At 61.3% G+C, this 21186-nt stretch carries 20 protein-coding genes and 2 tRNA genes; 15 read left to right on the forward strand and 7 right to left on the reverse strand.

The genetic code is table 11. The features are described 5' to 3' along the window. Positions 1 to 351 precede the first annotated feature (351 nt). A complete protein-coding gene (locus JaAD80_RS05885; protein ID WP_180979319.1) occupies positions 352 to 1326 on the reverse strand; it encodes an aromatic ring-hydroxylating dioxygenase subunit alpha in 975 nt (324 codons plus the stop codon). A 226-nt stretch (positions 1327 to 1552) separates the two neighbouring features. Here JaAD80_RS05885 and ppa point away from each other — a divergent pair, with 226 nt between their 5' ends. After that, positions 1553 to 2101, forward strand: coding sequence for an inorganic diphosphatase (gene ppa, locus JaAD80_RS05890; RefSeq protein WP_102293351.1), 549 nt, complete (start codon positions 1553 to 1555; stop codon positions 2099 to 2101). 197 nt (positions 2102 to 2298) lie between these two features. After that, a complete protein-coding gene (locus JaAD80_RS05895; RefSeq protein WP_258002826.1) occupies positions 2299 to 2880 on the forward strand; it encodes an HdeD family acid-resistance protein in 582 nt (193 codons plus the stop codon). A 61-nt stretch (positions 2881 to 2941) separates the two neighbouring features. On the opposite strand, the gene JaAD80_RS05900 is transcribed toward JaAD80_RS05895, so the two are convergent. Next, positions 2942 to 4123 (reverse strand): GNAT family N-acetyltransferase, encoded by a 1182-nt coding sequence (locus JaAD80_RS05900; RefSeq protein ID WP_102293320.1) that lies wholly within the window; start codon positions 4121 to 4123, stop codon positions 2942 to 2944. A gap of 86 nt (positions 4124 to 4209) precedes the next feature. Between JaAD80_RS05900 and JaAD80_RS05905 the strand changes: the two genes are divergently transcribed. Then, positions 4210 to 5826: an NAD+ synthase gene (locus tag JaAD80_RS05905; RefSeq protein ID WP_102293321.1), complete on the forward strand. Its 1617-nt coding sequence runs from the start codon at positions 4210 to 4212 to the stop codon at positions 5824 to 5826. Positions 5827 to 6000: 174 nt separating this feature from the next. Beyond that, complete coding sequence (locus JaAD80_RS05910; protein WP_034758685.1) at positions 6001 to 6339, forward strand: P-II family nitrogen regulator; 339 nt, start codon at positions 6001 to 6003, stop codon at positions 6337 to 6339. Positions 6340 to 6586: 247 nt separating this feature from the next. On the opposite strand, the gene JaAD80_RS05915 is transcribed toward JaAD80_RS05910, so the two are convergent. The 3 genes from JaAD80_RS05915 to trxB all read right to left on the reverse strand — a co-directional run bounded on the left by JaAD80_RS05915 (position 6587) and on the right by trxB (position 8974). Continuing rightward, positions 6587 to 7216 carry a trimeric intracellular cation channel family protein gene (locus JaAD80_RS05915; RefSeq protein WP_102293322.1) on the reverse strand — a complete coding sequence of 210 codons (630 nt, stop codon included), beginning with the start codon at positions 7214 to 7216 and terminating at the stop codon, positions 6587 to 6589. Positions 7217 to 7338: 122 nt separating this feature from the next. Continuing rightward, positions 7339 to 8013, reverse strand: coding sequence for a Smr/MutS family protein (locus JaAD80_RS05920; RefSeq protein ID WP_102293323.1), 675 nt, complete (start codon positions 8011 to 8013; stop codon positions 7339 to 7341). A gap of 7 nt (positions 8014 to 8020) precedes the next feature. Beyond that, positions 8021 to 8974 (reverse strand): thioredoxin-disulfide reductase, encoded by a 954-nt coding sequence (gene trxB, locus JaAD80_RS05925; protein WP_034758671.1) that lies wholly within the window; start codon positions 8972 to 8974, stop codon positions 8021 to 8023. A gap of 216 nt (positions 8975 to 9190) precedes the next feature. Between trxB and JaAD80_RS05930 the strand changes: the two genes are divergently transcribed. The 3 genes from JaAD80_RS05930 (at position 9191) to JaAD80_RS05940 (ending at position 13606) form a co-directional block, all read left to right on the forward strand. After that, on the forward strand, positions 9191 to 11554 hold the full coding sequence (locus JaAD80_RS05930; RefSeq protein ID WP_102293324.1) for a DNA translocase FtsK: 2364 nt from the start codon (positions 9191 to 9193) through the stop codon (positions 11552 to 11554). 2 nt (positions 11555 to 11556) lie between these two features. Next, the gene (gene lolA, locus JaAD80_RS05935; protein ID WP_102293325.1) at positions 11557 to 12216 is read left to right on the forward strand and encodes an outer membrane lipoprotein chaperone LolA; all 660 of its coding nucleotides are present in this window, start codon (positions 11557 to 11559) and stop codon (positions 12214 to 12216) included. Positions 12217 to 12286: 70 nt separating this feature from the next. Continuing rightward, positions 12287 to 13606: a replication-associated recombination protein A gene (locus JaAD80_RS05940; protein ID WP_102293326.1), complete on the forward strand. Its 1320-nt coding sequence runs from the start codon at positions 12287 to 12289 to the stop codon at positions 13604 to 13606. A 2-nt stretch (positions 13607 to 13608) separates the two neighbouring features. Here JaAD80_RS05940 and JaAD80_RS05945 read toward each other — a convergent pair whose 3' ends face one another. Further along, a complete protein-coding gene (locus tag JaAD80_RS05945) occupies positions 13609 to 14352 on the reverse strand; it encodes an NAD(P)-dependent oxidoreductase (RefSeq protein WP_102293327.1) in 744 nt (247 codons plus the stop codon). Then, complete coding sequence (locus tag JaAD80_RS05950) at positions 14349 to 14639, reverse strand: DUF2917 domain-containing protein (protein WP_180979320.1); 291 nt, start codon at positions 14637 to 14639, stop codon at positions 14349 to 14351. Before JaAD80_RS05950 ends, JaAD80_RS05945 begins: the two co-directional genes overlap by 4 nt. A gap of 179 nt (positions 14640 to 14818) precedes the next feature. Between JaAD80_RS05950 and JaAD80_RS05955 the strand changes: the two genes are divergently transcribed. The 8 genes from JaAD80_RS05955 (at position 14819) to JaAD80_RS05990 (ending at position 21069) form a co-directional block, all read left to right on the forward strand. Further along, a complete protein-coding gene (locus JaAD80_RS05955) occupies positions 14819 to 16240 on the forward strand; it encodes a PLP-dependent aminotransferase family protein (RefSeq protein ID WP_102293353.1) in 1422 nt (473 codons plus the stop codon). Between the two features lie 149 nt (positions 16241 to 16389). Then, positions 16390 to 16593, forward strand: coding sequence for a hypothetical protein (locus tag JaAD80_RS05960; RefSeq protein WP_102293329.1), 204 nt, complete (start codon positions 16390 to 16392; stop codon positions 16591 to 16593). 146 nt (positions 16594 to 16739) lie between these two features. Continuing rightward, complete coding sequence (serS, locus tag JaAD80_RS05965; protein ID WP_102293330.1) at positions 16740 to 18029, forward strand: serine--tRNA ligase; 1290 nt, start codon at positions 16740 to 16742, stop codon at positions 18027 to 18029. 110 nt (positions 18030 to 18139) lie between these two features. Beyond that, positions 18140 to 18229: transfer RNA gene (locus JaAD80_RS05970), tRNA-Ser, on the forward strand. A gap of 423 nt (positions 18230 to 18652) precedes the next feature. Next, a tRNA-Ser gene (locus tag JaAD80_RS05975) sits at positions 18653 to 18742 on the forward strand. Between the two features lie 228 nt (positions 18743 to 18970). Beyond that, positions 18971 to 20026, forward strand: coding sequence for a histidinol-phosphate transaminase (hisC, locus tag JaAD80_RS05980; RefSeq protein ID WP_102293331.1), 1056 nt, complete (start codon positions 18971 to 18973; stop codon positions 20024 to 20026). 171 nt (positions 20027 to 20197) lie between these two features. Continuing rightward, positions 20198 to 20527 carry a PadR family transcriptional regulator gene (locus JaAD80_RS05985; RefSeq protein WP_102293332.1) on the forward strand — a complete coding sequence of 110 codons (330 nt, stop codon included), beginning with the start codon at positions 20198 to 20200 and terminating at the stop codon, positions 20525 to 20527. A gap of 11 nt (positions 20528 to 20538) precedes the next feature. Next, complete coding sequence (locus JaAD80_RS05990; protein ID WP_102293333.1) at positions 20539 to 21069, forward strand: DUF2812 domain-containing protein; 531 nt, start codon at positions 20539 to 20541, stop codon at positions 21067 to 21069. Positions 21070 to 21186 lie beyond the last annotated feature (117 nt).

The raw sequence follows: 21186 nt of genomic DNA on the forward strand, positions 1-21186 counted from the left end.
TTCCCGATTTAAAGAAATAAATGCTTCAAATAAAAACAAATATTATGCTGGAAGGGGGTAGCACAGCCGCGCCAGCGCGCGGATTGTCGGGGTTTGCCGGGCGTGGCGCCCCGCGATGCGTTGGCACGGGAAGCGGCGGGCTGAGACAGTTGCCATGAATGGCTGCAAGAAATGCAATGCGTTCAATAATAACCATGTTTATCACATGGTAATGTCGGGATGGCCGTGCGGCGAGGCGGCAGGTATTAATGCAGGAAGTCGGTAATATTACCTACGTGTTTATACTTATTCTATTTCATCGCTCGCCGATTATCTGTTGCGCGGCCTGCCCAGATAATATCGGCGCGCCGCCTATTTATTTTGCAGCAGGCGGGCGAGCTGTTTGCGGTAAGCGATGATGGCGCGGTCCGCTTCGATAAAGCGGTCGTCCATTGCATCGAGGCTGTTGGCCGGCGTTTGCGTGACCACCACGCGGCGGTCCTGGTTCAGGACGATGCGGTTGCTCCAGCCCATCAGGCGTCCGAACAGCCATGCCAGGCCGGGCACGCGCACGCGGTGGTAGAAGCGCAGGTAATAGCGCACCGTGTGCTCGTTGATGGGTACGAAGGCGATGAAGTTCCTTAATCCTGGCGTGATGTTGAGCAGCCAGGTGCCGGGAAACAGCAGCTGCAGGCTGGGTTCCCTGCCTTGCGCTGCCTGCGCCAGTTCGGCCTGGCTGCGGTGTTCCTGCCCCTGGTCCGGCGCATTGCTGGTCCACACGCGGATGCCTTGCGCATCCGCTTCCACATACGGGCCGTCGACAAAGCTGCGCCCGCCGCGCCCGATGGTGCTGCGGTGCACGAACGCCAGGTGGGCCACATCGAGCTGGTTTTCGATGGCGCGCGTGTAGTGCACGGGCCAGTCGACGATTTCGGTGCGGTACTGCCAGCCCTGCTGCAACTGTTCGAAGAAGGGCAGGGGCGGATAGCTTTCCCGCGTCTGGCCCAGCCACAGCCAGATGAAGCCGTGCGCCTCGGCAAGGGGAAAGCTGTCGACGGCCATCGCCTTCGGCACCTTGCGCGCGCAGCCGTTGGCGGGGATGTGGCCGCAGCGCCCGTCTCCATCGAAGGCAAAGCCGTGAAAAGGACACACCAGCCTGTTGCCATGAATGCTGCCCGCGCTCAGGGCCGTGCCCAGGTGCGGGCAGCGGTCCGGGTGGGCATGCGGCTTGCCGTCAGCCGTGCGCCAGAATACCAGGCGCCGACCCAGGCGCTGCGCGCCCAACGGCTGTTTTTTGAGTTCGACGCTGTCGAGGACGGGGTACCACTGGTCTTGAGCTAGTTGCATGCCGCGATTGTCGGCCAGGCGGCAACCGGTGCGCAAGGGAAACACGCTTGTATTGAAGAGTTCTTCCAAAGCGTACCCTGGCATGGCCATGCGTGCCGTTGTGTCACTGTGGCAATGTTGCTTGCTAGCTGCGCGAAACGCGTGCAGGCTGCTGCTGCATCGCACAAGCGGCCTGTACTTCGCTATAATTACGCGGTTACAACACCACCCGCTAATGAGGAATCCCATGAGTTTGAATAACGTCTCTTCCGGCCGCGACCTGCCGAACGATTTCAACGTCGTCATCGAAATCCCGATGAACGCCGATCCGATCAAGTACGAAGTCGACAAGGAAAGCGGCGCGATTTTCGTTGATCGCTTCATGGGTACCGCCATGCACTACCCGTGCAACTATGGCTACGTGCCGAACACCCTGTCGCCGGACGGCGACCCGGTCGACGTGCTGGTCATCACCCCGTTCCCGCTGATCCCTGGCGTGGTCGTGCGCTGCCGTCCTATCGGCGTGCTGAAAATGACCGACGAGTCGGGCGAAGACGCGAAAGTGCTGGCCGTGCCAGTCGATAAAGTCCTGTCGATCTACAGCCACTGGCAAAAGCCGGAAGACTTGAACGAACTGCGCTTGCGCCAGATCCAGCATTTCTTCGAGCACTACAAAGATCTGGAAAAAGGCAAATGGGTCAAGATCGACGGCTGGTACGGTCCTGAAGTGGCCAAGGAAGAAATCCTTGGCGGCGTCGCCGCTTACAAGGCGGATGCCGCAAAAGCAGCTTCCTAAGCAAGTCATTTCCCGCGGAGCCGGCGGACAGCCGCCGGTTTTCTGTCGTGTGCAAGTAAAAAGCGCACCCTGCTATGATGGCCGGGTGCGCTTTTTTATTGCCACAACATAACTCTTTCCGATGGATGGCACGGCAGGCCTACGCCAAAAATATTATCGAAAAGTTAACTTTGTAATGATTTTGAACGGGAGATGGTATGTATGCTGAGCATTTATTGATGCGCTCGTGGTGGGTCCTGGCCCTGCGTGGCATGGCGGCCGTTGCCTTTGGCGTGATCACCCTGGTCTTGCCTGGCGTGACGGTGCTGTCCCTGCTGACCGTGTTTGCCGTGTATGCGCTGCTCGGCGGCGGCGCCTCTGTCGTCGGTGCATTCAGCAACCGCAAGCATGGCGGCGACTGGTGGGCCTTGCTGCTGCTGGGCATCTGCGGCCTGGCCGTGGGCATATTGACCATCATCTACCCGCTGCTGACGACGTTTGCCTTGATCGTCATGATCGGCGTCAATGCCCTGATCTCGGGCGTGTTCGATATCGTGCTGGCGATCCGTTTGCGCAAGGCCATCCAGGGCGAATGGCTGCTGGTGCTCAATGCCATCATTTCCATCGTCTTCGGCATCCTGATCCTGGCATTCCCTGCGGCAGGCACGTTCGCCCTCGTGTGGATGATCGGCGTGTATGCCTTGCTGACAGGCATTTTGCTGCTGAGCCTGGCATGGCGCGCCTATAAACTGAAGAAGGACGGCGCCTTCGGTTCCGGCGCGGGACGCTCGGCCGCCTGATGCTCTTCAGGTGCGCGTGACCGACAGCGCTCCCCGCCAGCCGGCCGGGAGCGTTGTTGCATTATGGGGGCGATGGGGCGCGAAACGGGCTGTGCTCGTTCAACTCATCGAGATAGGCATCAATGCCGCCCCGTTCCCTTTCTAAAAAGCGCTGCACGGCATCGGCGAAGGCCGGGTGCGCCAGCCAGTGGGCGGACCAGGTCTTTTGCGGCAGGAAGCCGCGCGCCATCTTGTGCTCGCCCTGCGCGCCGCCCTCGAAAGTGGCGATGCCGTTGGCGATGCAAAACTCCAGCGGCTGGTAATACGCCGTCTCGAAGTGCAAACAGGGCACGTGCTCCAGCGCGCCCCAGTAGCGGCCATATAAAGTGTCCTTGGTGTGGATCAGCAGCGAGGCGGCAATCGCCCGGCCTTCGCGTTCGGCGATCACCAGCAGGATATTGTCCGGCATGCTGGCGCCGATGCGGCGGAAGAAATCCAGCGACAGATACGGCGACGAGCGGTGTTCCGCATAAGTGTTGCTGTAGCAGCGGTGGAACAGCTGCCAGTCGGTATCCTTCGCATCGACGCCGCGCACCTGGCGCATGGCCACGCCCGCCTCAATCACCTTGCGCCGTTCGGCGCGGATATTCTTGCGCTTCTTGTGCTCCAGGGTGGCGAGGAATTGTTCGAAGTCCGTGTAGCCGGGATTGAGCCAGTGAAACTGCACGCCACTACGCAAGAGATAGCCGGCCGCCGCCAGTTGCCGCGCCTCGCTTTCCGGCGGGAACAGGATATGCGTGGACGAGACTTCGGCCGCTTGCTGCTGGGCTTGCAGGAAGGCCAGCAGGGCGGCGCGCGCCTCGCCATCGCGGGCCAGCAGGCGCGGGCCGCTGACGGGCGTAAAGGGAATGGCGGACAACAGTTTCGGGTAGTATTCCAGGCCATGCTGCTGATACGCATCGGCCCAGGCCCAGTCGAACACGTACTCGCCATACGAGTGCAGCTTCAGGTACAGAGGCAGGGCGGCGGCCAGCACATCGCCTTGCCACAGCACCAGGTAATTCGGCTGCCAGCCCGTGTCCGCGCTGGCGCAGCCCGATTCGTGCAGCGTGTGCAGGAAAGCGTAGGAGAGGAAGGGATTGGCCTCCGCCTTGGCCTCCGCCTTGGCCTCCGCCTTGGCGTCCGACTGGCGCGCCAGCAGGTCCGACCAGGCCGCTTCGCCAATTTCAGCCAGGGTAGAGACGATAGCCGTGCGATAATTCATTGTTGTAGTGTGCATTCATCACTCTCGGGGCGCCACCACCGGCCTGTGCGCCACCGTCTTGTTTAATAAGCGAAATATCCATCATCATGACAGTCAAAGTCGCAATTGCTCAAATGAATAGTACGGTCGGCGATCTGGCCGGCAACCGTGCCAAGATCTTCGACCTTTCCCGCCGCGCCTTTGAAGCGGGCGCCGATATCGTGCTCACGCCGGAGCTGTCGCTGGTCGGCTATCCACCCGAGGACCTGTTGCTGCGCAATGCATTCTACGCAAAAACGCAGGAAGCGTTTGCGGGGCTGGCTGCCGACCTGGCCCAGTTCAAGGATTTGCACGTGGTGGTGGGCCTGCCCCTGCAGGACGAGAAGGGCGTGCGCCACAATGCCGCCTCCGTGCTGCTGAACGGCGAAGTGCTGGGCACCTACCGCAAGCACGACTTGCCGAACACCACCGTGTTCGATGAAAAGCGTTATTTCACGTCGTCGGACCAGGCTTTCGTGTTTGGCGTGAAAGGCGTGCGTTTCGGTATCAATATCTGCGAAGACACGTGGTTCGAGCACGCGCCGATGCGCGCCCGCGCGGCCGGCGCGCAAGTGCTGCTGGTGCCGAACGGCTCGCCCTACCACATGCACAAGCAGCACCTGCGCTATGACACCATGCGCAAGAACGTCAGCGCGCAAGGCATGGCGCTCGTGTATGCCAACCTCGTCGGCGGCCAGGATGAGCTGATTTTCGATGGCGATTCCTTCGTCATGGACGCGGCCGGCACGATTTGCGCCCAGCTGCGCCACTTCGAGGAAGACTTGCAGCTGGTCGACTTCGACGGCGCCATGCCCGTGCCGCAAGCGCTGGCCGCGCCGCTGGCCACGGAAGCGCAGGTCTACCAGGCTCTGGTGCTGGGCGTGCGCGACTATATCGGCAAGAACGGTTTCCCTGGCGTGCTGATCGGCATGTCGGGCGGCGTTGATTCGGCCCTGACCCTGGCCATTGCCGTCGATGCGCTGGGCGCCGACAAGGTGCGTGCCGTCATGATGCCATCGCAATTTACGGCCGATATCTCGTGGATCGATTCGCGCGACATGGTAAAACGCCTCGATGTACGCTACGATGAAATTCCGATCAAGCAAACTTTTGATGCCTTCCGCGCCACCCTGGCCGGGGAATTCGCCGGACTGGCGGAAGACGCGACGGAAGAAAACATCCAGGCGCGCATCCGCGGCACCTTGCTGATGGCCTTGTCGAACAAGCACGGCAGCATTGTGCTGACGACCGGCAACAAGAGCGAGATGGCCGTCGGCTATTGCACCCTGTATGGCGACATGGCGGGCGGCTTTGCCGTCATCAAGGATATTGCCAAGACCCTGGTGTACCGTTTGTGCGCGTACCGCAACAGCATCTCAAACGTGATTCCCGAGCGCATCCTGACGCGCGGACCGTCGGCCGAACTGCGCGCCGACCAGCTGGACCAGGATTCCTTGCCAGCGTATGAAATACTCGATGGCATCATGCAGATGTATATGGAAGAAAACCGGCCGATCGCCGACATTATCGAGGCAGGCTACCCGCCGGCCGACGTGGCGAAAATCACGCGCCTGATCAAGATCAATGAATACAAGCGGCGCCAGTCGCCCGTGGGCATCCGCGTCACGCACCGTGGCTTTGGCCGCGACTGGCGTTATCCGATTACCTCGAAGTTCTACGAATAACGAGGGGAACCCCGCCAAACCTACTGCGCAGCTCACTACCGGGCATCCGTTGCTCACCGTACTCAAAGTACGGCTCCGCTACTCAACCCGGTATTGAACTTGCTCGCTACGGTTTTGCGGGGTCCCGTTAAGCCACTTGGTGAAGAATTGTCGATTATTAATAAGGAGAAAGCCATGAAACAGATTACAGCCATCATCAAACCATTCAAGCTCGACGAAGTACGCGAAGCCTTGGCCGATGTGAACGTGACGGGCTTGACCGTGACGGAAGTGAAGGGTTTTGGCCGCCAGAAGGGGCATACCGAGCTGTACCGTGGCGCCGAGTACGTGGTCGACTTCCTGCCGAAGGTCAAGGTCGAAGTGGTGGTCGATGACAGCGTGTCGGAACTGGTGGTCGACGCCATCATCAAGGCGGCCCGCACGGGCAAGATCGGCGACGGCAAGATCTTCGTGCGCGACGTGGAGCAGGTGATTCGTATCCGCACCGGTGAGACGGGCCCGGACGCCGTATAAGTTCAGGCCAGCAATGTTGTCGGATTACGGCTCTTCGAGCCTAATCCGACCTACGCGATGTATCGCGCATCTGGCCGTAGGTCGGCTTGGCGCGCCAGCGCGTAAGCCGACGCTGCCGAGCCAATAAAGCCGCCGAATTGCCCGTCAGCGCCCCAGCCGCATGTGGAATTTCCAGCAATCGTAGGTCGGCTTAGCGCGCCAGCGCGTAAGCCGACATGCGCCACCAAGAATGTTGCCGGATGGCCTGTCAGCGCCCCAGCCGCATGTCGAATTTCCAGCAGATCAGGCGCAGGATGGTGATGCCGCTGGCGCTGGTCCATAGCGCGAAGTCGTGCTCGGCGCCGAAGTGCATCTGTAGCAGATAAGCCCAGCAGCCGAAGAACGCGCAGATGGCATACGGTTTTCCGTCGCGAAACACCATCGGCACTTCATTGCAGACGATATCGCGCATCACGCCGCCAAAGATTCCCGTAATCACCCCCATCATCGAGGCGATGAAGAGCGGCATGCCGGCGCGCGTCGCTTCGGCCACGCCGGCGATGGCGAACATGCCCAGGCCGATGGCATCGGCCACGACGATCAGGCGTTCCGAGACGATTTGCCGCAAATGCTGGATCAATGGCGCGGCCGTCAGAGCCAGCACGAAGATCAGAATGGCGTATTCCTGGTGCGAGACCCAGAACAGGGGCCGTTTGTCGAGCAGGATGTCGCGCAAGGTGCCGCCGCCAAACGCCGTGATGAAGGCCACGACGAACACGCCCACCAGGTCCATGCGCTTGCGGCGCGCTTCGATGAAACCGGAAAAGGCGCCCACCAGGATAGCGATGACCTCAATGATCTTGATCAGCGAGCCAGGCGGCAATTGGGGTGGCATCATGGGCGGAGCGCGAGGACAGGAAATAATTGTCACAGGTTAACATGACACGCCCCGAATGGTGACAAACGGGGCCGTGTGCAGTGTGGAACGTGTGACTGAATTGTATTTTCTTGTTGGCAAGCCTAGCGGATGGGCTGCAGGGCGGCGGACAGCAAGACCACCAGCGCGCCATCGCCGCCTTCGGAGCGGCGCGCCTGGCAAAAGGCGATGACTTCATCCTTTTGCACGAGCCAGCTGTGCACCATGGATTTCAAGACCGGTTCCTGGCCTTTCGAGCCAAAACCCTTGCCGTGGATCACGCGCACGCAGCGCAGCTTGCGCCGCGTGGCCTGGTTCAAAAAGGCGCCGATGCCGTCGCGCGCCTCGTCGCGGCGCAAGCCGTGCAAGTCCAGCTCATCCTGGATAGGCCAGTGGCCCTTGCGCATCTTCTTGACCACGTCCGTCCCCACGCCGGGGCGGGCATAGTTGAGGGCCGGATCGTTTTCCAGGTAATGGTCGACTTCAAACAAGTCCGACAGTGACTCGCGCAGCACGGCCGCATCGTCCTCTTCCGGCGACAACTTGCGCGCCGGCTGCTGGGGCGCCATGGCGCCCGTCTTGGGCAGGCTGGGCACGTAGCGGTCGGACTCGGGCAGGCGCTTGACGCCGCCGATGCTGGCCTTGAAAAGATTGCTCTCCACGGCCTGCACCTTGACCTGCTTGGCACGCTCCGCTTCAGCCTGAGCGCGCGCATCGGCCTGCTCCTTGAGCTGCTTGCTGACCGCTTTCAGGTCGGCAAAGTCTTTCATCGACGCCATGCGGCGATTACTCCTGGCCTTCCAGGTAGCGCTGGGCGTCCAGTGCTGCCATGCAACCCGTGCCGGCGCTGGTGATGGCCTGGCGGTAGATATGGTCCTGCACGTCGCCGGCGGCAAACACGCCCGGTGCGCTGGTGGCCGTGGCCATGCCTTCCAGGCCAGTTTTCGTCTTGATGTAGCCGTTGTGCATGTCCAGCTGGCCTTCGAAGATGCCTGTGTTCGGCTTGTGGCCGATGGCGATGAACACGCCATGCACGGACAGCGCTTCAACCTTGCCGTCGATGGTCGACTTGATGTTCAGGCCCGTCACGCCGCCTTCGTTGCCCGTCACTTCATCCAGAGTGTGGTTATATTTCAACACAATCTTGCCTTCGGCAACCTTGGCGTTCAGGCGGTCGATCAGGATCGCTTCCGCGCGGAACTTGTCGCGGCGGTGGATCAGGGTGACTTTGTTGGCAATGTTCGACAGGTACAGCGCCTCTTCGACGGCCGTGTTGCCGCCGCCGACAACGGCCACTTCCTGGTTGCGGTAGAAGAAACCATCGCAGGTGGCGCAGGCGGATACGCCCTTGCCCATGAATTCCGCTTCCGATGGCAGGCCCAGGTATTGCGCGGACGCGCCCGTGGCGATGATCAAGGTGTCGCACGTGTATTCGTGGCTGTCGCCCTTCAGGCGGATCGGCTTTTCATTCAGGAACGTGGTGTGGATGTGGTCAAACACGATTTCCGTATTGAAACGCTCGGCGTGCTGCAGCAGACGCTGCATCAGATCCGGGCCTTGCACGCCCATCGGGTCGCCTGGCCAGTTTTCCACGTCGGTGGTGGTCATCAGCTGGCCGCCTTGTTCCACGCCGGTAACCAGCATCGGGTTCAGGTTGGCGCGCGCGGCATAAACGGCGGCGCTGTAGCCGGCGGGGCCGGAACCGAGAATCAAGACGCGGGCGTGTTTGGTAGTGGTCATAATAGGGCTTCTCTATGAGTGGGGTCTATCCGAATTGGGGGCATACGCGCGAAGAACAAGGGCGTATTGCGCTTGCGCAAGCAATCCCGGATTATAGACCAAGCCGCCTGTGGCGACGAATCGTGGGGCCGTCGGCGCCATATATGGCTTAGAATACCTCCTTATTATGGGAAATTCCCTTTCAGTAACATTTATCACCTTGCAGCGCTTCCCAGAATGACTAAACCAGCCCAGGCCACACAGAATAGTTACACCCGTAAACCGGTCGAGCGCCGGCCCCTGCCCAACCGGCTGGTGCGGCTGCTGTCCGAGGCGCGCTGGTTCGCGCTGGCCGCGTTTGCCTTGTACTTCGTGCTCATCCTGGCCAGCTTCAACAAGCTCGACCCAGGCTGGTCGCACGCCACCTCCGTCGAGAAGGTGGCCAACTTGGGCGGCAAGCTGGGCGCGACCCTGTCCGACCTGTTGCTGTATATCTTCGGTTTTTCCGCCTGGTGGTGGTGTGTCTGGCTGCTGCGCACCGTATGGAATGGCTATCGCCGCCTGAGTAAGCGCTTCCTGCTGGAAGAAGAGGAGGCCGAGCGCGAGCACCATGTCGAGATGCTGATCCGCATCGTCGGCTTCTCCATCATGCTGATCGGCAGCATGGGCCTCGAATACCTGCGCATGGCGAAAAGCCTGCACGTGCAGTTGCCGCGTGACCCGGGCGGCGTGCTGGGCCAGCTGGTGGGCCACTCGGCCCACGTGGCCTTCGGCTTTACCGGCGCCACTTTATTACTGCTGCTGCTGTTCGGCCTGGGCTTTTCGCTGTTCTTCCATGTGTCCTGGCTGCAAGTGGCCGAGCGCATCGGCGGCGCCATCGAAGACGCATTCAACTGGTTCGTGCTGCGCTACCAGGACCGCGAAGACCGCCGTCAGGGCGAAGTGGCTGCCGTGCGCCGCGATGAAGTGGTGGTCATCGAGCGCGCCAAGCATGTGGAAAAGCACGTGGCCGCGCCGCCCGTGAAGATCGAGCCGCAAGTGGTCACCGTGGTGAAATCCGAGCGCGTGGAAAAGGAACGCCAGGCCCATCTGTTCGAGAACCTGGGCGACGGCAAGCTGCCGCCCCTGTCCCTGCTCGACGAAGCGCCGCCCGTGGTGGAAACGGTGTCCGTGGAAACCCTGGAATTCACGAGCCGCCTGATCGAAAAGAAATTGTCTGACTTTGGCGTGGATGCCAAGGTAGTGGCCGCTTACCCCGGCCCTGTCGTGACGCGCTATGAAATCGAGCCGGCCACGGGCGTCAAGGGCAGCCAGATCGTCGGCCTGGCGCGCGACCTGGCCCGTTCGCTGTCGCTCACCTCGATCCGCGTGGTGGAAACCATCCCCGGCAAAAATTACATGGCGCTGGAACTGCCGAACAGCAAGCGCCAGATCGTGCGCCTGACGGAAATCCTCGGCTCCAAGGTGTATAACGATGGCGTATCCAGCCTGACGATTGCGCTGGGCAAGGATATCGCCGGCAAGCCCGTCGTGGCCGACCTGGCCAAGATGCCCCATTTGCTGGTGGCCGGTACTACCGGTTCCGGTAAATCCGTGGGCATCAATGCGACGATTCTGTCGCTGCTGTACAAATCCGACCCGCTCGACGTGCGCCTGATCCTGATCGATCCGAAGATGCTGGAAATGTCCGTCTACGAAGGCATTCCGCACTTGCTGGCGCCCGTGGTGACGGACATGCGCCAGGCCGGCCACGCGCTGAACTGGGCCGTCAACGAAATGGAACGCCGCTACAAGCTGATGAGCAAGATGGGCGTGCGTAACCTGGCCGGCTACAACGCCAAGATCGCCGACGCGAAAAAGCGCGAAGAACATATCCCGAATCCATTCAGCCTGACGCCGGATTCGCCCGAGCCGCTGGAAAAACTGCCGACCATCGTCATCATCATCGACGAGCTGGCCGACCTGATGATGGTGGTGGGCAAAAAAGTCGAGGAATTGATCGCGCGTATCGCACAAAAGGCCCGCGCCGCCGGCCTGCACTTGATTCTGGCCACGCAGCGCCCATCTGTAGACGTGATCACGGGCTTGATCAAGGCGAACATTCCGACGCGTATCGCTTTCCAGGTGTCGTCGAAGATCGACTCGCGCACCATTCTCGACCAGATGGGCGCGGAAACCCTGCTGGGCATGGGCGACATGCTGTACATGCCGCCCGGCACCGGTTTGCCGATGCGCGTGCACGGCGCGTTCGTGTCCGATGAAGAAGTCCATCGCGTTGTCAGCCATCTGAAGCTGCAGGGCGAACCGAATTATATCGAGGGCATCCTCGAAGGCGGCACCCTGGAAGGCGATGGCGCCGAAGGCGGCGTGCCGGGCGAGGGCGGCGGCGAGGCCGATGCCCTGTACGACCAGGCGGTGGCGGTGGTGCTGAAAAACCGCCGTGCCTCGATTTCGCTGGTGCAGCGTCATTTGCGCATCGGCTACAACCGCGCGGCCCGTCTGCTCGAGCAGATGGAGCAGAGCGGCGTGGTTTCAACAATGCAATCCAATGGCAACCGGGAAATCCTGGTGCCGGCGGCAAGTAGCGAACAAGGGCAATAAGAATGATGAAGAAACAGACTTTCGCAGCAAAAATGGTGATCGGCGCGGCAGGCATCGCTTGCAGCCTGCTGTTCGCTGCCAGCGCCTCGGCCAGCGCCCTGGAGCAATTCAAGAGCTTTGCGGCCGGTACCAAGTCGGCCAAGGGCGAATTCGTGCAGCGCCAGGTCAAGAAGGCGGACGCGGGCGGCAAGGCGAAAGTGTCGACACCGGCCAGCGGCACTTTTGAATTCGCCCGTCCGGGCAAGTTCATCTGGACTTACCTGAAGCCGTACGAGCAGCTGCTGCAAGCCGATGGCGAGCAGCTGTATATCTACGACAAGGACCTGAGCCAGGTGACGGTGAAGAAACTGGGCGACGCGCTCGGTTCCTCGCCAGCGGCGATTTTGTTCGGCAGCAACGACCTGGAAAAGAATTTCACCCTGGCCGAAGCGGGCACGCGCGATGGCCTGGAATGGCTGAAAGCCACGCCGAAAGCCAAGGACACGACGTTCGACGAAATCAGCATCGGCTTGCGCAACGGCCTGCCCGAAGCGATGGAATTGCGCGATTCGTTCGGCCAGACGTCGGTGCTATCGTTCAAGAATTTCCAGAAGAACCCTACCTTGTCTGCCAATCACTTTAAATTTGTCATGCCCAAGGACGCGGATGTCATCAATAATTGATTGTTGACGTCTGGTTGTTGACCGGCCTCGCAGCGATGCGGGGCCTTTGCATTCTTAACCGGTAAATATTATGGCGGATCTCTTTTCCACCGCACCGCGCCAGCCGCTGGCCGAGGCCTTACGGCCGGCGACCCTGAACGAAGTCATCGGCCAGACGCATCTGCTGGGCGTGGGCAAGCCGCTGCGCCTCGCGTTCGAGGCGGGCAAGGCCCACTCGATGATTTTATGGGGCCCGCCCGGCGTGGGCAAGACCACCCTGGCGCGCCTGATGGCCAACGCCTTCGACAGCGAATTCATCGCCCTGTCAGCCGTGTTCGCGGGCGTCAAAGATATCCGCGCGGCCATGGACCAGGCCCGTCACAGCCTGGACCAGTTCGGCAAGCACACCTTGTTGTTTGTCGACGAAATCCACCGCTTCAACAAATCGCAGCAGGACGCCTTGCTGCCCTTCGTCGAATCGGGCCTGGTGACGTTCATCGGCGCGACGACGGAAAACCCCAGCTTCGAAGTGAACTCGGCACTGCTGTCGCGCGCGCAAGTGTATGTGCTGAAATCGCTGAACGAAGACGAGATGAAGCAGCTGCTGGCCAAGGCGCAAAGCGCTGCGCTGACGCATTTGACGTTTGACGAGGCTGCCGCCGATACCCTGATCGGCTATGCGGACGGCGATGCGCGGCGCTTTTTGAATTTGCTGGAACAGGCCGAGACGGCCGCCAGCTCGACGGGCACGACCACCATCGACGCGGCCTTTGTCGACAACGCGCTGACCCTCAACTCGCGGCGCTTCGACAAGGGCGGCGATAATTTCTATGACCAGATTTCCGCCCTGCACAAGTCCGTGCGCGGCTCGAATCCCGATGCGGCCCTGTACTGGTTTTGCCGCATGATCGACGGCGGCGCCGACCCGCGCTATTTGTCGCGGCGCATCGTGCGCATGGCCTGGGAAGACATCGGCCTGGCCGACCCCCGTGCCCTGACCATGGTCAATGATGCGGCGGAAACGTATGAACGCCTCGGTTCGCCCGAAGGCGAGCTGGCGCTGGGCCAGGCCGTGATCTATCTGGCGATTGCGGCGAAAAGCAATGCCGGCTACAACGCGTTCAACACGGCCATGGCGTTCGTGAAGAAGGACAAGTCGAAGGAAGTGCCCGTGCATTTGCGCAATGCGCCGACAAAGCTGATGAAGGAACTGGGCTACGGCCATGCCTACCGCTATGCGCATGACGAGCCCGATGCGTATGCGGCCGGCGAAACCTATTTTCCGGATGGCATGGCGGAACCGGGCTGGTACCAGCCCGTGCCGCGCGGACTGGAAAGCAAGATCGCCGACAAGCTGGCATGGCTGCGCGAGCTGGACAGAAAAGCAGGAAAACCAGCCGGCAAGGGCTGAGGCTACAGGCCCAGCAAGCTAAAACCGTCATCCTGCGGCGCATAGCCGACCAGCTGGCGCGTCGCGGCGATGGACAGGCGTTTGTAGCGGTTGTCCGACACTCCATGCACGACGTGGTAGCCGGGCGGCACGTCAGCCGTCACGCAGCAGGCCAGCAGCTGCACCACGTCGCGCTCGCTGATGAAGGCGGCGATGTCGCGTGCGCTGTGCTGCTGGCCTTGTTCAAACTGCGCCACGTTGGCGATGCGCACGGCGATGGCTGTCATGCCATGCTGGTGGGCGAAGGCCGAGGCCACGCCTTCGCCGAAGGCCTTGCTGGCGCCGTACATGTTCGCCGGTCGCGCGGGCATGGCTTCCTGTACTTGCACGTCCAGCGCATAGCCTTCGACGGCTTGCGCGCTGCTGGCAAACACCACTCTGTTGACGCCTTGCGCCTGCGCCGCGCGGAAGATATTGTGCGTGCCGACAATGTTTGGCTGCAGCAGTTGCGTGTCGAAATCGGCGCTGGCGTGCGGCACGCCGGCCAGGTGCAGCACCACGTCGATGTTGGCGCAGGCGGCCAGGCAGGCGACGTAGTCGGCCACGTCAAGCTGAATGGATGGGCAGGGCGATTCGGCCAGCTTGCCTGTGTGCAGGTCAGCCAGGCGCAGGGAGAATTCCCCGTGCCGGCGCTGCCAGAAAGCGGTGCCGATGACGCCGGCCGCGCCCGTGACGAGGACGCGCAATGGTGTGACTGCTTGATTCATGTATTCCTTGTCATCAGTGTGTGGGGCAGAGCCAGGTGCAGCCAGCGCAGCAGGGCGGGGCGGTGGGCGGCTGGCGCATGCACGCGGATGCGTCCGCTACCCACGGCCTCCACCAGCACCAGGCCGCCGTTGGGGATAGTGTAGCGTTCGCCGCTGCGCAGCACGCAGTCGTCAAATTCGGCGTAGGCCGTGATCCAGGCCGTGCCGTGCAGGCATTCGATCACGGCATGCTCGGCCTTTTCCAGGCGCAAGGGCTGTTGTGGGCGCAATTCATGGTCGGTGTGCATGGCAAACTCCTGGTGGGCGGACAGGAACAGCTTAGGCCCTGGCCGCCAACGAGAACAGATGCAGGAAAACGAAATTGTCATGAACACAGCACCCTTTGCCTTACACTGTGCTTGTCAAAAAAACGGGCAACTGTATCTGTGCCGGTACCGTGCGGCCGCCGCATACTGAGGGGATGAACATGAGCACGCAGATCAATCTGTACGAGCACCTGGCCAACGAGCTGGGCGCCCTGATCGACTCGCGCGTCTTCGCCCCTGGCGAGCGGCTGCCGTCCATCCGCCACCTGGCGCAGCAAAAGCGCATCTCGATCAGCACGGTGATGCAAGCCTTGCGCCTGATGGAAGACCGGGGGCAGGTCGATGCGCGGCCCCAGTCCGGCTACTTCGTGCGCCACCGTGCGCCGCGCCGTCCGTGCAGCGCCGACGCGCCGCACCTGAAGGAGCCGGCCTTTGTCGGCATCAACAATCTCTTGATGCGCGTGCTGAAGGACAACGAGACGCGCGACGTGGTGCAGCTGGGCACGGCGTGGCCGCCCGACGAAATCCTGCCCATCAAGCGCATGCAGCGCACCATCAGCGCGGTGGCGCGGCGCGAACCCGCCTTATTAAGCAAGGTCAGCTGCTACGACATCAGCGAAGGCAATTTCCTGCGCCAGGTGACGCGCCGGGCGCTGGACTGGGGCAAGCTGGACCCGGAAGAAATCGTCGTGACGAATTCCTGCACGGAAGCCATCAGCCTGTGCCTGCGCGCCGTGGCCAGGCCGGGCGACACCATCGCCATCGAGTCGGCCACATATTTCGTGCTGCTGCAGATGATCGAAAGCCTGGGCATGAAGGCGCTGGAAATTCCCACCGACCCGAAGACGGGGCCGTCGCTCGACGCGCTGGAGCTGGCCTTGCGCGCCGGCCTCGTGCAAGCCTGCCTGTTCGTGCCGAACGCCAACAACCCGCTCGGTTGCGTCATGCCGGAAGCAAACAAGAAGCGGCTGGCGGGGCTGCTGTCGGAATTCAACATCCCGCTGGTGGAAGACGATGTGTACGGCGACCTGTGCTTTGCTCCGCAGCGGCCGTGGCCCGTGAAGGCCTACGACACGAGCGGCAACGTCTTGTTGTGCTCCTCGTTTTCCAAGGCCATCACGCCCGCCTCGCGCGTCGGCTACGTGCTGGCGGGGCGTTTCGCGCAGGAAGTGGCCTTGCTCAAAACCGTGTCGAGCGGTGCCACCAGCCATTTCTTCCAGGCCGTGCTGGCCGATTTTTTGGAAGGCAGCAGCTACGACCAGCAGCTGCGCAAGATGCGGCGCACCCTGGTGCAGCGCATCGCGCGCATGTCCGACGCCGTGGCGGCACACTTTCCGGCGGACTGCATGCTGTCCGAGCCGCAGGGCGGTTTCGTGCTGTGGGTACAGATGCCGCCGCAGGTCGACGCGCTCGCCCTGCATGGGCAGGCGATCGCCGGTGGCGTGGCTTTCATGCCGGGCCAGCTGTTTTCGGCTTCGGGCAAGTTCGGCAATTATCTGCGCCTCAATTGCGGCAATGCGTGGACGCCGCGCATCGAGCAGGCGATCGGCCGCCTGGGCCGCCTGGTGCATGACGCCTTGTAACTATTGCGCGCGCTTCAATCCCTGTTTTTCACCGTTCGCTCCCTGTTTTTCGCCGCTGGTCGCAAGCCGGTGGCGTTGTGTGTGCCCGTTGGCTAAAGTAGCACCATACCAGCAGCAGTCAACCACACAAACCAACCAGGAGTTACATCATGCACGCACTGAAAAACATGGAAATCGCCTTTGTCGCCGCCGCCGTCATCGCCATCGGCGCCAGCTTCGCCACCGCCGGTGTGAATACGCTGGAAGTGAGCGCCAGCAGCACGGTGGTCGCCCAGGCTGCCGACAGCAAGATGCCGGTCGTCACCGTCAGCGCCCGCCGCCTGAGCGCCGCCGAGAAAGCCGCCTTTATCTAATGCTGGCCTGAGCATCAGTTGTACAGCGGGCGCGAGTGCCCAGCCAGGCTGCCATGACGATGGCGGGCCGTGTGCAAAACTCATAAGGAAGTGAACGGGTCTTGGTACAATGGATGCTTTCGATCCATCGGCACCGACATCCACCCATGATAGATATCCAACTTCTCCGTAAAGACATCGCCACTGTTGCCGCCCGCCTGGCAACGCGCAAATTCCCGCTCGACGTGGCAGGCTTTACCGCCCTCGAAGCCGAGCGCAAGGCGATCCAGACGCGCACCGAAGAACTGCAGGGCAAGCGCAACGCGCTGTCCAAGCAAATCGGCATGTTGAAAGGCAAGGGGGAAGATACCTCGGCCGTGATGGCGCAAGTGTCGGGCCTGGGCGATGAATTGAAAGCCGATGAAGCGGCGCTGACCCAGGTGCAAGCCAAGCTGAGCGACTTCATCATGGCCGTGCCTAACCTGCCGCATGAATCGACGCCCTTAGGCGAAGACGAAGCGGGCAACGTGGAAGTGCGCAAGGTCGGCACGCCGCGCACGTTTGACTTTGAAGTCAAGGATCACGTCGACGTGGGCGCCCCGCTGGGTCTCGACTTCGAAGTGGCCACCAAGCTGACCGGTTCGCGCTTCTCCGTCATGAAGGGCGGCATCGCCCGCCTGCACCGCGCGCTGGCGCAATTCATGCTCAACACGCACGTGGACGAGCACGGCTACACGGAATGCTATACGCCGTACATGGTCAACGCCGATTCCTTGCGCGGCACGGGCCAGCTGCCGAAATTCGAAGCCGATCTGTTTTCGGTGAAAAAAGGCGGCGCGGAAGGCGAGGGCGAGACCTTCTACCTGATCCCCACGTCGGAAGTGACCTTGACCAACATCGCCCGCGATGAAATCCTCGCGCTCGACCAATTGCCCCTGAAAATGACGGCCCACACGCCATGCTTCCGTTCGGAAGCGGGCAGCTACGGCCGCGACACGCGCGGCATGATCCGCCAGCACCAGTTCGATAAAGTCGAAATGGTGCAAGTGGTGCACCCGGATACCTCGTACCAGGTGCTGGACGAGATGGTCGGCCATGCGGAAGCCATCCTGCAACGCCTGGGCCTGCCATACCGCGTGATGTCGCTGTGCACGGGCGACATGGGTTTCGGCGCCACCAAGACCTTCGACCTGGAAGTGTGGCTGCCGGCGCAAAACACCTACCGTGAAATCTCGTCCCTGTCGAACTGCGAAGCCTTCCAGACCCGCCGCATGCAAGCGCGTTTCCGCAACGCCGCCGGCAAGCCGGAACTGGCGCACACCCTGAACGGCTCCGGCCTGGCCGTGGGCCGCACCCTGGTCGCCGTGCTGGAAAACTACCAGCAAGCGGACGGCAGCGTCGAGATCCCGGCAGTGCTGCGCCCGTACATGGGCGGCCTGACGCATCTGAAGGCTTAAAAGGCTCAGGCAGCCGCTGCAATGAAAGGCTGAAAATAGTCCTTCCATTTTCTCAAGCGGCTGCTATAATCTTGCCTTCTCGCAGCAATGCGGGAAAGACCGCAGCAAATGGAGAGGTGGCAGAGTGGTCGAATGTACTTGACTCGAAATCAAGCGTACGTTAAATCGTACCGTGGGTTCGAATCCCACCCTCTCCGCCAGAACAAATAGAGAAAGCTCCCGCAAGGGAGCTTTTTTTATTTGTGGCGGCGAAGAGGAGTACGCCCCCTGCGGGGCGTACGCGTGGGATTCGAAGACGAGCGCGTACTCGCGCGAGGCTCCCCGAATCGTCAAACTGGTTTTCATGCGTGCGCCAAGGTGACCTCTGCAAAGGCGAGCCGCGCTTCGCTCGAGGCTCCCCGAATCGTCAAACTGGTTTTCACGCGTGCGCCAAGGTGGCGTCTGCAAAGGCGAGCCGCGCCTCGCGCGAGGCTCCCCGAATCGTCAAACTGGTTTTTGGTTTGGCTACCAGCCCTCAGTTGCAAATCACCAATAAAACCCCTACCCAAGCCAACAATCCCCATGCTAAAATAGCGCCTCGTTCAAACGGACACGTCAGTTTGAACGAATAGACCGCAGTAAACGGAGAGGTGGCAGAGTGGTCGAATGTACTTGACTCGAAATCAAGCGTACGTTAAATCGTACCGTGGGTTCGAATCCCACCCTCTCCGCCAGAATACATAAGAGAAGCTCCCGCAAGGGAGCTTTTTTTATGCCCGCAAGATCAAAAAACCAGCAGCGCAAAGTCCAGGCAGAAAAACCGCCCAAAGCGCGCAGCGCAAGGCGATTTTTCCTCCATTCAAGCTTGAGTGGCCAGCCCACCCCTCGCGCCAGAGTCCACCTTTCCCCCGCTCAGCCATGGTAATCTACCTCCTCCCATCCCGCCCCCACCAATAAATGCAATGAGCCAATTCTGGAGCACCATCGTCAGCGAGCTGACCCCTTACATCCCCGGCGAGCAACCAAAACTGCCCGGCCTGGTCAAACTGAACACCAACGAAAACCCCTACAGCCCGTCGCCGCAGGTGCTGGCCGCGCTGCGCGAAGCAGCCGATGACAGCCTGCGCCTGTACCCCGATCCCTCCGCCAGCGAACTGAAGCAAACCCTCGCTGATTACCACGGCCTGAACAGCGCGCAAGTGTTTGTCGGCAATGGTTCCGACGAAGTACTGGCGCTGGCCTTCATGGCCTTGCTCAAGCACGATGCGCCGCTGCTGTTCCCCGACATCAGCTACAGCTTCTACCCCGTGTATTGCAAGCTGTACGGCATCGATTACCGCACCGTACCGCTCGACGATGCCATGCGCATCCGTCCGGAAGACTACCAGGGGCCATGCGGCGCCATCATCTTCCCGAATCCGAATGCGCCTACTGGCGTGGACTTGCCGCTGGCCGGCGTGGAAGCCATGCTGCGCGCGCATCCCGACGCCGTGGTGGTGGTCGACGAAGCGTATGTGGATTTCGGCGGCGAGAGCGCCGTGGCCCTGGTGGACCGTTATCCGAACTTGCTGGTGGTGCAGACGTTCTCGAAGTCGCGTTCGCTGGCGGGCTTGCGCGTCGGCAGTGCTTTCGGGCATGCGGACTTGATCGAGGCGCTGGAACGGGTGAAGAACAGTTTCAACTCGTATCCGCTGGATCGGCTGGCGCTGGCCGGCGCCGTCGCCTCGCTGCGCGATGAAGCGTATTTCCAGCAGACGCGCCAGGCCGTGATCGCCAGCCGCGAACAGCTGACGGCGGACTTGGCGGCGCTGGGTTTCGAGGTGTTGCCGTCGGTGGCCAACTTTGTCTTTGCCCGCCACCCGCGGCATGACGCGGCGCAGCTGGCGGCCGGCTTGCGCGCCAGATCGGTGATCGTGCGCCATTTCAACGCGCCACGCATCAGCCAGTATTTGCGCATCAGCATCGGTAACGTGGGGGAGTGCGCGGCCCTGATGGCGGCCCTGCGTGCCTTGTTGTAATTCCTTTCCTTTGTAGCGGCCACTGCCCATGGCGGCGGTGGCGCCAATTCTTTCAGAGCCTATCAAAAAGTGTAGACATGCCAACCTGGCATGTTACTATGACGTAAGTCGATATATCACCAGTCGATATAGCGATCTGCGCTATATCGACTATCGCAATAGGGGAGGAATATGGATGCATCGATAGACAAGCTGCTGCCCTTGTCGGAAGCCACATACTACATTTTGCTGGCCTTGAACGAGCCGGCGCATGGCTACGCCATCATGCAGCAAGTCGAGGCCATCAGTGAGGGCGCCGTCAAGATCGGGCCGGGCACCATGTACGGGGCGTTTGCCAACCTGGAAAAGCAGGGCTTGATCGTGATGGTGAGGGAAGCCGAGCGTCGCAAGGTCTACACCATGACGGAGATGGGGCGCCATGTGCTGCTGGCACAATTGCGACGCTTGCGGTTGATGGTGCGCGTGGGCGAGGCGAGTGCGCCTTTTTTAGCAAAATATTGAGGTGAAACAGCATGAGTGAGCAACGGTCGCATGTCTATAAATGGTTCATCGAGCTTGATGATGGCGAGATCGAGCAATGGCTGCGTTCGCAAGCCCTGGCAGGCTGGCATTTGAAGGGTTTTCTCATGCCTTGCCGGTTTACGTTTGTCCGGGGCGAACCCTCCGATGAGGTCTACCGTTTCGACTCTTTTCCGGCTTGGAAGCGCAGCGCCGATTATGACCAGCTGTGCCAGGATGCCGGCTGGGAGCTGGTGTTTTACTGGTGGGGCAGTTATTGCTGGCGCAAGCCTGCGGCAGACGGCCAGCCGAATGAAATTTACACGGATACGGCATCGAAGATTGCCAGGCAGCAGCGCTTGCTGATGTATTTCGGCTTGACCGGTTTGCTGTTGATATTCAACCTGCTGGGCAGCCGCGACCGCGAGATGGACACGCTGAGGATGGTGCTGACGGGGGGGCAACTGGCCTTGGTCGTGCCCATTTCCTACCTGATCTGGCGCACCATCAGCCGCTTGCGCCGCCTGCGCCGGCAGGCGCTTTAGGCCCATCGGGCGCTGGTAACCGTGCCGTCATGCACGGCCATTGCGCGTCAATGAATGGATGCAAGCGGTAGCATGATGAACAGGATGGAAAAGCTTTCAATCTGGCGCGAGATCGTG

Source organism: Janthinobacterium sp. AD80, from assembly GCF_002878455.1.
Taxonomy (GTDB): Bacteria; Pseudomonadota; Gammaproteobacteria; order Burkholderiales; family Burkholderiaceae_D; genus Janthinobacterium.